Below are 12,526 nucleotides of genomic sequence, written 5' to 3' on the forward strand. Positions count from 1 at the left end.
GCGGGCGGCGAAGGCAACACTTGGGCGAAGCGCCTGATCGGGAGGTTGCTGGGTCCCGCGCGGAGAATTCTAGTGCTGTCTTCCACCCACGGCAAGCCGCGACCGCTTTCCGAGAGAAAGTGGGCGGGCGCGATTGGCCTTCCCGCCAAGCCCCCCCGATCTCCCCGCGCCGGTCGTCAGAAAGACACTTGCACCGACAGTCCGGCCGACGCCGCGATGGGCGGCGATCCGGCGATCGGTGCAGGAGAACGCTACCAGTTGCCCCGCGCCGCCGCGCGGTTCAGCACGCCACGACGTTGACGGCGAGGCCGCCCAGCGAGGTCTCCTTGTACTTGTCGCTCATATCCGCGCCCGTGCGCCGCATGGTCTCGATCACCTGGTCGAGGCTGACGAGGTGCGTCCCGTCGCCGAGCAGGGACAGCCGCGCCGCCTCGATCGCCTTGATGGCGCCCACGGCATTACGCTCGATGCAAGGGACCTGGACCAGGCCGCCCACCGGGTCGCAGGTCAGCCCCAGGTTGTGCTCCATGCCGATTTCGGCCGCATTTTCCACTTGCGCGGGGGTTCCGCCCAAGGCGGCTGCGAGCCCGCCCGCGGCCATCGAGCAGGCGACGCCGATTTCGCCCTGGCATCCGACTTCCGCGCCGGAGATCGACGCGTTTTCCTTGAACAGCGATCCGATCGCAGCGGCGGTCAGCAGGAAGATGTCGGCGCCGTGCTCGCTCGCGCCGGGGACGAACCGTTCGTAGTAACGCAGCACGGCCGGTATGATCCCGGCGGCGCCGTTGGTTGGCGCAGTCACCACTTTGCCGCCGGCGGCGTTTTCCTCGTTCACGGCCAGCGCCCACAGGTTGACCCAGTCGATGACCGACAGGGGATCGCTCAGGGCGCGTTCCTGCCGTTCCAGGAGCCTGGTGTGAATCGCGTTGGCCCGGCGTTTCACCCGAAGGCCGCCCGGCAGTTCGCCGTGAAGCCGAATGCCGCGATCGATGCAGTCAGACATGACATCGCGGATTTCGCGGAGCCGCGCGCGCACTTCGGCTTCGGGCCGTTCGGTGCATTCGTTGGCCAGGGCAAGCTCTGCAATGCTGCGGCCATGTTCGGCGCACAGCGACAGCAAATGCGCGCCGGAATGAAACGGATAGGGAATGTCGCCGAGCAGTCCCGCTGGCGGCGCGTTCCCCGCGATCGCCGCCTCGTCCACGATGGCGCCTCCGCCGACCGAGTAGCAGACATGACTGGCGATTTCCGCGTCAGCCCGGTCGAAGGCGGTGAAGCGCATGCCGTTGGAGTGGAAGGGCAAGCGTTCCCGCTGGTGGAACCGCAGGTCGCGTTCCTCGTCGAACGCCACGTCGTGCGATCCGCCGAGCGCGATCGATCCGGAGACGCGAATGGTATCGACGATGGTGGCGGCCGCGTCCGGATCGCACGTCGCCGGGCGCTCTCCGCTCAGGCCCAGCAGGATCGCCCGGTCGGTCGCGTGGCCCTTGCCCGTCAGGGCGAGGGAGCCGTACAGGTCGCATTGCACGCGGGCGGTGTGCGGGAGGTCGCCCGCGACCCGGAGCCGCTCCACGAAATCGGCGGCGGCGGCCATCGGGCCCATCGTGTGGGACGACGAAGGCCCCACGCCCACCTTGAACAGTTCGAACACGCTGGCCGTCATCAGAAGTCTCCCGAGGGCATAACTGCCCGCTCGAGCCCCTTCTGTCTTGGTGCCTGAGATCGTTATCCCGTCGGCGGATGCGCGAAGGCACCTCTCTCCAGAATTTTGCCGTGCCGGAAGGTCCCTTGTGCCTGAGAGTTTCCGGGGCGGTTGCTCCTTCGGCGCCGGCCCTGGCCGATCTCTCCCATCCGACCCGGCGGCATTTGGATGAGGGACGCGGCGCCGTCAACCGCGCAGGCATGCCGCGATCGCTATCCAGGAACCTGGGCGAGGATCTCCACCAGTTCCTCGGGCCGCAGTTCGGCGGCGAGCTGATCGAACGTGCATTGCGATGGCGCCTTGTCGGGCCGCCACCGGCGGAACGTCGTGCCGTGGCGGAAGCGATCGCCGGTCACCTGGTCGTATGCGACTTCCGCAACCAGGCGCGGCTCCAGCGGCGTCCACGCGGTGCTCTTGCCGGGTTTCGTCCACCGGCTCGCCCCGCCCGGCGCCTTGCCGGTGAACGCGGACGCACCCTCGAGCGGGGCGAGACGGTCGAACATCTCCATGCGCGCGGCGGCCGCGAAAGACGATGAATAGCCGACCTGGTGCAGCAGCCCCGCTTCGTCGTAGAGGCCGAGCAGGAGGGAGGCGATCCCGCACCCCGTCTTGTCGGTGCGGAAGCCGCCCACCACGCAGTCGGCGGTGCGCTGGACCTTGTGCTTGAACATCGCCCGTTCGCCTGGCCGGTAGGGTTCGTCGCGGCGCTTCGCGATGACCCCGTCGAGCGCGCCGCCAGTCTGCGCCAGCCATGCGCGGGCCGTTTCCACCCGGTCTGTCGCCGGGGAGAGGAAGATCGATTCCGGCAGCGCGCCGGCGAATTGTTCAAGCGCGGCGCGCCGTTCAGCGAGCGGCGCATCGCGGTGCACGCGCCCCCGCACCTGCAGGCAATCGAACAGGATGAACTGCGCCGGCGTCTGCCGGGCCAGCTTCGCGATGCGCGAAGCCGCCGGGTGAAGACGCGCCTGGAGCGCCGCGAAGGACAGCACGCCTTCCACCGGCACGACCAGCTCGCCATCGACGACGAACCGACTCTCGGGCAGGTCGCGCAGCGCGGCGGCCACTTCGGGAAAATACCGCTCCAGCGGCTTGCCCGATCTGGACATCAGCGCGACGTCCCCCTTGTCGCGGAAGGCGAGGCAACGAAACCCGTCCCACTTGGGCTCGTACTGCCAGCCTTCCCCTTCGGGCAGGTGATCGACAAGCCGCGCCTCCATCGGCGGCGTCGACCGTTCGATCTCCAGTCCGGCAGAGGGCCTGCTGCTTGCGTGCATGTCTTTCGAACGCGCCAGCGCAGCGGGCTTTCCCGCCCCCGCGGCGCAATTGCGTTCGCGCGCGGTTTTCCCTAAGGGCCCTGACAAAGCCCCGGCCGCGCGCGTCACCAGCCGACCCGCCCCCGGGGCACACGTATTTTCACCGCTGCCGAAAGGGAAGCGCCCGATGTCATCCCGCCGCCGCCAGGTCTATGAAGGCAAGGCCAAGATCCTGTACGAAGGGCCCGAACCGGGCACGCTGATCCAGTATTTCAAGGACGATGCGACCGCCTTCAACGCCCAGAAGAAGGGCACGATCAACGGCAAGGGCGTCATCAACAACCGCATCAGCGAGTATGTGTTCACGCGCCTGGCGCACATCGGCATCCCGACGCATTTCATCCGCCGGCTGAACATGCGCGAACAGCTCGTGCGGCAGGTAGAGATCATCCCGATCGAGGTGATCGTGCGCAACGTCGCCGCCGGATCGCTCAGCAAGCGGCTGGGGATCGAGGAAGGGGAGCCGCTGCCTCACACCCTGATCGAATACTGCTACAAGGACGATGCGCTGGGCGACCCGTTCATTTCCGAAGAGGAAATCGCCTGCTTCAACTGGGCGAGCCACGAGGAGATGCAGGACATTTCCAGCATGGCGATCCGGATCAACGATTTCATGTGCGGCATGTTTGCCGCGATCGGCATCCGCCTGGTGGACTTCAAGCTGGAATTCGGCCGCATCTGGGACGGAGATTACGCGCGCACGATCCTGGCCGACGAGATCAGCCCCGACGGCTGCCGCCTGTGGGATATGACCACCGGCGAGAAGTTGGACAAGGACCGCTTCCGGCGCGACCTTGGCGGGGAGGAGGCGGCCTACCAGGAAGTCGCCCGGCGGCTGGGCCTGCTGCAGGACGATAACGGCACCCCGGGCGAGGTGTTCGACCTTTCCGCCCATCGCGGCCGCCTGCGCACTGGCAAGCCGAAGAAATAACGCCTTTTTGCCGGACTGGCTCTTGCGCCGGGCGAATTTCCCGCCATCCTGATCGGCAGGAGACGGGGGGCCGCATGACATTGTTGAAGACCACGTTGCTGGCGGGGTGCGCGCTGGCGACCTGCGCCATGACGAGCCTGGCCATGGCGCAGGAAACCACGGGCGGCGCGGCCGTCACGCGCGGCGCGGTGCCGGCATGGGTGCAGCCTTCGGAACCCCTGCCGGTTCCGCCCGACGCATCCGGCCTGGCGTTCGTTCGCCAGCAGGACACCCAGGTTCACCTCGAGGCGAAGGGACAGCACAGCTACGTCGGCCACCGGATCAAGCTGCTCAATCCCCAGGCGCTCCAGATCGGCAACCTGGCGATCGCGTGGAACCCCGAAGCGGGCGCCCCCATCCTCCACGCGCTGAAGGTCCATCGCGGGACCGAGACGATCGATCTTGCGAACAGCGCCCGGTTCGAAGTGCTGCGGCGGGAGGACCAGCTAGAACAGTCGATGCTCAGCGGCACGCTCACCGCAATCTACAAGGTGCCCGACCTGCGCGTGGGCGACGAACTGGAACTGGCCTATTCCGTGCCCTCCAGCGATCCGACCTTGAAGGATGCCAGCGCCGGCGCACTGATGCTGGCGGGCACCACAATGCCGGGCCGCTATCGCCTGGCGGTGAGCTGGGACCAGGGGCAGGAGCCGAAGCTGCGCGCGACCGACGATTTCAGTGCGCCGGCGCGGCGGTCGGCCAACAGCATGACCGTGCTGGTGGACAATCCGCCGATGATCGCCCCGCCGGCCGACGCGCCGCCGCGCTACGGCTGGCAGCGTGTCATCGAATATTCGGATTTTCCTTCGTGGGAATCGGTCTCAAAGCGCTTCGCGCCGCTGTTCGCGGATGCATCGCGCCTGTCCGCCGGATCGCCGCTGAAGGCAGAGGCCGCCCGCATCGCGGCGGCCCATCCCGATGCCCGGGGCCGCGCGCAGGCCGCGCTGGAACTGGTGCAGGAACAGGTGCGCTACATCTACGTCGGGCTCGACGGGGGAAACTACCGCCCGGCCAGTGCGGAGGAGACGTGGGAGCGCCGCTACGGCGACTGCAAGGGGAAGACCGCGCTCCTGATGGCGCTGCTTTCGGAACTGGGCGTGCCGGCAAGGGCCGTGCTGGTCAACGCCAGCGCGGGTGACGACGGGCTGGAAACGCGCCTGCCTTCCCCGGGCCTGTTCGATCACGTGCTGGTCCACGCGCAGATCGGCGGGAAGACTTATTGGCTGGACGGCACGATGCCCGGCGTGATCGAGATGCGCGAAGCCCCGGCCCTGCCGGTGCGCTGGTCCCTGCCGCTGACCATGGATGGCAGCGCGCTGGTCAAGGTGGCGCAGACGCCCGCCGCGCTGCCGGACGAGATGGGCATCTACGACATCGATGCCCGCGCCGGCTTCGACAAGCCGGCCCGGATGACGGAGACGATGGTCAAGCGCGGGGCGGAGGGAATCGCGCAGTACCTGCAGCTTTCGGCGCTCACGTCCGACCAGATGACGCAGGCCTTCCGCAACGCGGCGGCAGGGCGCGGGCAATGGGAGACCATCGACGCCGTCACCTATCGGTTCGATCGGCCGACCCAGGCCAGCGTGCTGACCATCACCGGCCTGGGCAAGCTGGACTGGGAGGACGAAGGCGACGGCGCGTATCAGCTCGTCCTGCCCGGCGGAGGTTTCAGCCCGCCGTCCCGGCGCGCGCGCCCCGCGGGCGAAGACGCCGGGGTGCCGTACTACACCGCGCCCGCGTTCAGTTGCTACGCCACCACGGTACGCCTGCCGGACGAAACGAAGCTGGCGAACTGGGGCTTCAATTCCGTCTTCGACACGATGATGTTCGGGCGCCTCTACTACCGGATGATGGAACGGCGCGACGATCGCACGATCCGGCTGGTGCGCGGATCGCGCGTGGAGCGGCCGGAGACGGACGCGGCGACGGCGGCGCGCGACAACGGCCGGATCGAACGGTTCGATAATTCCAAGGCGGTGATCAGCTACGATCCCGGCGAAGTGGCCGAACCGTGGGGTAACCTTCACCCGGTGCCCGCCACATTCGAAACGGACTGGACCACCGCCAGCGCCTCGTGCCTGCCGAGGGACGTCGGAATCCAGCCCTGACCTGACGTCCGCCCGCGCGCGAGCGCGTTCCCTTTCGCGCGTTGTTGCCAGGTTCATGCGAGCCGGGCAAAACCCACCGCGTGACCCGCATCGCCCTGCTGCGCCCCGCGCATCTGCCGCCCGCCTTCTTGTCCCTCGCCCTCCTGCTGGCCGTTCCCGCAGCCGCGCAGGACGCCGTCCCGGCCCCAGCCCCGCCCGCTGCCGAATGGCCCTTTGCACAAAGCGACGTGCCGGTGGAGGCGGGATACACCTTCGGCACTTTGCCCAACGGCATGCGCTATGTCCTGCGCGCCAACGACAATCCGCAAGGAACCGTGCTGGTGCGGCTGCGGATCGGCTCGGGTTCGCTGGAGGAGCGCGAGGACGAGCGCGGCCTTGCCCATTTCCTCGAACACATGGCCTTCAACGGATCGAAGAACGTGCCCGAGGGCGAGATGGTCCGCCTGCTGGAGCGCGAGGGCCTGGCATTCGGCGCCGACACCAACGCCTCCACCGGGTTCGAGACGACGACCTACAAGCTGGACCTTCCGCGCAGCGACCCGGCGCTGGTGGACAAGGCGCTGATGATCATGCGCGAAACCGCCAGCGAACTCACGATCGCGCCCGATGCCGTCGCGCGGGAGCGGGGCGTGATCCTGGCCGAAAAGCGCGACCGGACGAACTACGCCCTAAAGGAAGTCGAGGACGAATGGGCCTTCATCGCGCCGGGCGCGCGCTATCCCCGGCGGATGCCCATCGGGGCGGAGGAAACGCTGCGCGATGCCGACGCCGCGCGCCTGCGTGCATTCTACGAACGCGCCTACGTTCCGGGCAACGCCGTGCTGACCGTGGTGGGCACGATCGACGTGCCTGCGGTTGCAGGGGCGATCGAGACGCGCTTCGCCGACTGGCGCGCCGCGCCGCCGCCGCCTGTGCCGCAAGCCGGACCGCTCGACCTGTCGCGGGCCGGGGAGACGGACATCTACATCGACCCGGCGCTCTCCGAACGGGTGACGGTCACGCGCCTGACGCCGTGGCGCGACGAGCCCGACACGGTCGCGCAGCGCCGCACCAACCTGCTCCGGTCGATCGGCTACCGCGCGGTCAACCGCCGTTTCGAGACCATGGCCCGCGCGGCTGACGCGCCGTTCCGCGGGGCCGGCTTCGGCACGGGCGCGATCTTCGAGATCGGCCGCGCGACCAACCTCGTTGTCGACGGCTTCGACGGCAAGTGGCAGCAGGCGCTGGAAGCCATGGCGCGCGAATGGCGCCGGGCGATGACTTTCGGCTTCTCGGACGCGGAGATCGCGGAACAGGTCGCCCGAACACGCGCCGGGCAGGAGAACGCGGCACGCGCCGCCGATACCCGCAGCAACGCCGCGCACGTCGCCGCGATCGACCGGATGCTGAACGATGGCCTCGTCCCGTCCAGCCCCCAATCCGCGCTGGACCGGTTCGAGGAATTCGCGCCGTCGATCACTCCAGAAACGGTGCTGGCCGCACTGCGCGCCGACGCCGCATCGCTCGAAAATCCGCTGATCCGGTTCGAAGGGCGCACCGCTCCCATTGGCGGGGCACCAGCGCTCCGCGCGGCATGGGACGCGGTCATGGCCGAACCCCTGGCCGCGTCCGCGCGCACGTCCGCCGCCGCCTTCGCCTATGACGATTTCGGCACGCCGGGCATGGTGACGCGCGACAGCGTGGAACCGCGCACCGGCATCCGCCGGGTGCAGTTCGCCAACGGGGTGCGCCTCAACCTGAAGCGCACGGCGCTGGAGGCGAACCGCGTACGCTATCGCCTCAATCTTGATGGCGGATCGCTCCTCGCGACGGCCAGCGATCCGCTGGCGACCGCGATGACCGCGACTCTCCCGGCTGGCGGGCTCGGCAAGCATTCGCAGGACGAGCTCGACAGTCTGCTCGCCGGTCGCACCGTGAGCCTCAACCTGGCGGCCGGGGGCGACACGTTCGTCAGCGGCGGGGCGACGACGCCGGCCGATCTCGACCTGCAACTCAGCCTGCTGGCCGCGGCGCTGACCGATCCCGGCTACCGGCGCGAAGGGGAAGTTCGCTATCGCCGCGAGATCGCCAACTGGTTCCTGCGCAAGGACGCGACGCCCGCCGGCGCGCTCGGCTCCCAGCTTGGCCGCATCCTGTCGGATGGGGACCCGCGCTTTACCGTGCAGCCGCCCGCTGCTTACCAGGCGCTGTCGTTCGAGAAGCTCCGCGCCGTCATCGGCGACCGCCTGGAGAACGGCGCGATCGAGCTGGCGCTGGTGGGCGACGTGGACGAGGACGCCGCGATCGCGCTTGTCGGACGGACCCTCGGCGCACTGCCGCCGCGCGAGGCCGATTTCCTGCCGCGGGAGGATGCGCGCCGCCGCACGTTCACCGCGTCGCGCGCGCCGCACCTGGTTCTTCACACCGGCGAAGCGGACCAGGCGCTGCTGCAATGGACCTGGCCCACCACCGACGACAGCGACCCGGCGATGGTACAGCGGCTGGAACTGCTCGAACGGATCGTGCGGATCGAACTGACGGAGGAACTGCGCGAAAGGCTCGGCAAGGCCTATTCCCCAAGCGCGGCGAGCGCGCCCTCGTCCGTCTGGCGCGATTACGGCACGTTCACCGTGGCCGCATCGGTCGCTGTGGCCGAAGTGCCCGCCGCCCGCGCGGCCCTGCGCGATGTGACATCGCAGCTGGTGCGCGCGCCGGTGGCGCCGGACGTGCTCGAACGCGCGCGTCGCCCCCTCATCGAAAGCTACGACAACGCGCTGAAGTCCAACGGGGGGTGGATGGCCCTCGCCGCGCAGGCGCAGAGCGAGCCCGAACGCATCGACCGCTTCCTGGGCGCCAGGGCGATCGTCGAAGGGCTGACGGCGATCGACGTGCAGGCCGCCGCCGCGCGCTGGCTGTCCCCCGAAGGTGCGGTCGAGGTCCTCGCCGTCCCGGCCACGGTGGAAAGCGCGGGGTAAAGCTTGTCGCGGCGCGCGGCTTTCGCCATAGGCTGCGCGCGACCCGCCAGCCGCGCTGGCCCCGTTGCAAAAGAGCCGCCGCCTCATGAAAGTCCGCGTTCACGTCAGCCTGAAGCCCGGAGTGCTCGACCCTCAGGGCCGCGCCGTCCATCACGCGCTGGAAGGCCTGGGCTTCACGGGGGTGGACGATGTCCGCGTCGGCCGCCTGGTGGAACTCGACGTGGCCGACGACACCACCGATGCCGCGCTGGACGAGATGTGCCGCAAGCTGCTCGCCAACATGGTCATCGAAAACTACCGCATCGAGAAGCTGTGATGGCGTTCCGCGGCGCGGTCATCACCTTCCCCGGGTCCAACTGCGACCGCGACATGGCGGTGGCACTGGAAAACGTGTCGGGCGTGCCGGCGCTGCGCGTGTGGCACGGCGAGGCCGACCTGCCCGAAGCACTGGATTTCATCGCGCTGCCCGGCGGATTTTCCTACGGCGACTACTTGCGCTGCGGCGCCATCGCCAGCCGCAGCCCGGTGATGCGCAGCGTGATCGCCGCGGCGGACCGCGGGGTCCCGGTGCTGGGCGTGTGCAACGGCTTCCAGGTCCTTACCGAAGCCGGCCTGCTGCCCGGCGCGCTGATGCGCAATGCGGAACTGCACTTCACGTGCCGCACCGTCCCCCTCACAGTAGAGAACACGCAGTCGCTGTTCACATCGGGGTACGATGCGGGCAGCACGATCATGCTGCCGGTGGCGCACCATGACGGCAACTACTTCGCCGACGATGCGACGCTCGATCGACTGGAAGGCGACGGGCGCGTGGCGTTCCGGTACTGCGGGGCGGTCAACGGATCGCAGCGCGGCATCGCCGGTATCCTCAACGACGCGGGCAACGTGCTGGGCATGATGCCGCACCCCGAACGCGCGGTGGAGCCGGAACTGGGCGGCACCGACGGGCGGATCCTGTTCGAAAGCGCGATCCGGGGCCTCGTCACCGCCTGATCCCGGCGCGGGCGGCGGTCAGGCGCGCAGGCGTTCCTCCACGTCGGCGCGGCGGCGGCGGAACAGCTTCAGCGCGTCGTCCGCCTGCATCGGCCGGCCGAAGTAGTAGCCCTGGATCTTCGTGCAGCCGAGCTTGCGGATCAGCTCCGCTTCCTCGGCGCTTTCCACGCCTTCGGCCGTAGTCGTCATCTCCAGGCTGTCGGCCATGGCCACCACCGCGCGGATGATCGCCAGGCTCTCCGCGCTGTTCTGCGCCGCGCCCTGCACGAACGAGCGATCCACCTTGATGGTCGAGAAGCTGATCTTGCGCAGGTAGCCGAGCGAGGAATAGCCGATGCCGAAATCGTCGAGCGCGACCGTGCAGCCGAGCGCCATGACCTGTTCCAGCGAAGCCCGCGCCACGCTGGGATCGCGCAGGAAGATGCTCTCCGTCACCTCCAGCTCCAGGCGGCGGGCGTCGAGCCCGCTGGCGGTGAGCGCGCGCACCACGGCGGACGCGAAGTCGGGTTCGAAAAGCTGTTCGGGCGATACGTTCACGGCCACGCGGACGTGTTCCGGCCAGCGCGTCGCCTCGCGGCAGGCCTGTTCCAGCACCCATGTGCCGATCGGCACGATCAGGCGGGTGTCTTCGGCGATCGGCACGAACTTGCCCGGGCTGACCGGTCCATGGTGCGCGCTGTTCCAGCGCACCAGCGCTTCGAAGCTGACGACGGCTTCGGTGCGCGAATCGACGACGGGCTGATAGACCAGCTCGATCTCGCTCTTCTCGAGCGCCTGGCGCAGGGCGAATTCGAGCTGGCGGCGTTCTTCCGCGTTGGCGTGGAGCGAAGGTTCGTAGCTCCGGTGTTCGTTGCCTCCGTCATCCTTCGCGCGGTAGAGGGCAAGGTCGGCGTTGCGCATCAGCTCTTCCACGGTGTTGCCGTCGCGCGGGCCGATGGCCGAGCCGACCGAGGCACCGACATAGAGCGTGTGGTGATCCACCTCGTACGGCTGCGAAAGGCGCGCGATCACGCTGCGGGCCACGCGTTCCAGGCTGCCGCGGTCCGATGCGTCGCGGATCACGATGGCGAATTCGTCACCGCCCAGCCGGCCGCACAGCTCGCTTTCACCCATCAACGCCTTGAGCCGCGCCGACACCTGCGCCAGCAGCTTGTCGCCGACGAGGTGCCCCAGCGAATCGTTAACCGACTTGAACCGGTCGAGGTCGATCATCAGGAACGCGCAGCGGGTGCGCCACTGTTCGGCATAGCGCAGCGCATCGCCCAGCGCTTCGGTCAGCATCAGGCGGTTCGGCAGGGCGGTCAGGGTGTCGTAACGGGCGAGGTAGGCGATCTTCTCGCTCGATTCGCGCTGCTCCGTCACGTCGGAGCCCACCCCGCGAATCCCGGCATATGCGCCGCTGTTGTCAAGAATCGGGGTGCCGGAAAGCTCCCACCAGCGATGCTCGCGCCCGATCGATACCTTGACCAGCAGGTTGGAAAAGCTCTCCCGCCGCTTCAGCCGGTCGGCGAGATCGTGCAGCGACGGGGGGAACTGGCCGGTCTCCCACGCTTCGCCGGATATCAGCTCGAGAAAGGGCATGCCCTCCACTTCCTCGATCGGCTTCCCCAGCGCGAAGGCAAAGCGGGGCGATGCGCCGCGAATCCTGCGGTTGAGGTCGATCTGCCACAGCCAGTCCGCCTCGTTCTCCTCGAACTCGCGGAGCAGCAGGGAGACGACCTCGCTCTGTTCGGCGACGCCCGCCTGGGCGAGCGAGGCGGTGATGTGAATGTGCGCCACCGAGGTGACGCCGTACGCGACGGCCACCAGCAGCACGACCATCGACATTGCCGCCCCGAACTGGCCGAACCAGGCGAACGTGGCGATCGCCGCCAGTCCGGTGATCCCGCCGAACACCGCGGTCGCCATCGGCGCCGCGCCCAGCGCGAGGGTGGAGCCGAGGATCAGTACCGCCAGGACCAGACCGGTCGAGGCGCGCTCCGCATCGCCGCCGAACACGGCGAACCCGGCCACCGGGACGCACCAGGCCAGCGCCACCGCGCCGGTCGTGCGCGCGCGCCGCAGCACCTGTTCGCGGCCCACGCGGATCTGCCCGTCGGTCGAGAATTCCTTGTCCGAGCGAAGCGCCAGCACCAGCGTGCCCATCAGCACCGCGGCGAACAGGCCGATGATCCAGGCCGGCGCGACCCCGGCATAGAGCCACATGACGAGAAGCGCACACGCGGCATGGACCACCATGCGGACCCGCGAAGTCGCCACGATCTGGGCATATTGCAGCGCGCGCAGCCGGCCCCAGTCCATGCCGGCCGGGTCCGCCAGACCTAGGATCGCCAGGATCGGCATGTCCACAGGCTTGGAGGATTTGGCGGTCGGCTCGGTCACGAACCGGCCGATAGCCCGACAAAGGTTATGCGGCGGTAAACCTCGACATCGAAATGAAAATTCGGGACCCTGGCAACAACCGCAAATTAACCAAACGGGCGGGC

Annotated in this window: 8 protein-coding genes and 1 riboswitch; of the genes, 5 read left to right on the forward strand and 3 right to left on the reverse strand. The window is 68.7% G+C overall.

The window, feature by feature from the left end:
• Positions 1–280 precede the first annotated feature (280 nt).
• Together GRI40_RS06760 and GRI40_RS06765 are read right to left on the reverse strand one after the other, a co-directional pair.
• A complete protein-coding gene (locus GRI40_RS06760) occupies positions 281–1,663 on the reverse strand; it encodes an L-serine ammonia-lyase (protein WP_160610626.1) in 1,383 nt (460 codons plus the stop codon).
• A 108-nt stretch (positions 1,664–1,771) separates the two neighbouring features.
• A riboswitch (glycine riboswitch) is annotated at positions 1,772–1,860 on the reverse strand.
• Positions 1,861–1,914: 54 nt separating this feature from the next.
• Complete coding sequence (locus GRI40_RS06765; protein WP_160610627.1) at positions 1,915–2,976, reverse strand: ATP-dependent DNA ligase; 1,062 nt, start codon at positions 2,974–2,976, stop codon at positions 1,915–1,917.
• A 166-nt stretch (positions 2,977–3,142) separates the two neighbouring features.
• Between GRI40_RS06765 and purC the strand changes: the two genes are divergently transcribed.
• The 5 genes from purC (at position 3,143) to purQ (ending at position 10,040) form a co-directional block, all read left to right on the forward strand.
• Positions 3,143–3,946: a phosphoribosylaminoimidazolesuccinocarboxamide synthase gene (gene purC / locus GRI40_RS06770; RefSeq protein ID WP_160610628.1), complete on the forward strand. Its 804-nt coding sequence runs from the start codon at positions 3,143–3,145 to the stop codon at positions 3,944–3,946.
• Positions 3,947–4,020: 74 nt separating this feature from the next.
• A complete protein-coding gene (locus tag GRI40_RS06775) occupies positions 4,021–6,093 on the forward strand; it encodes a DUF3857 domain-containing transglutaminase family protein (RefSeq protein ID WP_160610629.1) in 2,073 nt (690 codons plus the stop codon).
• Between the two features lie 80 nt (positions 6,094–6,173).
• Positions 6,174–9,047 (forward strand): M16 family metallopeptidase, encoded by a 2,874-nt coding sequence (locus GRI40_RS06780; RefSeq protein WP_337190514.1) that lies wholly within the window; start codon positions 6,174–6,176, stop codon positions 9,045–9,047.
• 85 nt (positions 9,048–9,132) lie between these two features.
• Complete coding sequence (purS, locus tag GRI40_RS06785) at positions 9,133–9,363, forward strand: phosphoribosylformylglycinamidine synthase subunit PurS (protein WP_160610630.1); 231 nt, start codon at positions 9,133–9,135, stop codon at positions 9,361–9,363.
• Positions 9,363–10,040, forward strand: a complete 678-nt coding sequence (purQ, locus tag GRI40_RS06790) for a phosphoribosylformylglycinamidine synthase subunit PurQ (RefSeq protein ID WP_160610631.1) — start codon at positions 9,363–9,365, stop codon at positions 10,038–10,040. The genes purS and purQ overlap by 1 nt, the downstream gene beginning before the upstream one ends.
• Positions 10,041–10,058: 18 nt before the next feature.
• Here the strand turns inward: purQ and GRI40_RS06795 are convergent, their stop codons facing one another.
• Entirely contained in the window at positions 10,059–12,383 is a 2,325-nt protein-coding gene (locus GRI40_RS06795) for a putative bifunctional diguanylate cyclase/phosphodiesterase (protein WP_160611472.1), read from the reverse strand.
• Positions 12,384–12,526: the final 143 nt, after the last annotated feature.

The sequence above is a fragment of the Tsuneonella aeria genome (genome assembly GCF_009827495.1).
Classification (GTDB): domain Bacteria; phylum Pseudomonadota; class Alphaproteobacteria; order Sphingomonadales; family Sphingomonadaceae; genus Tsuneonella; species Tsuneonella aeria.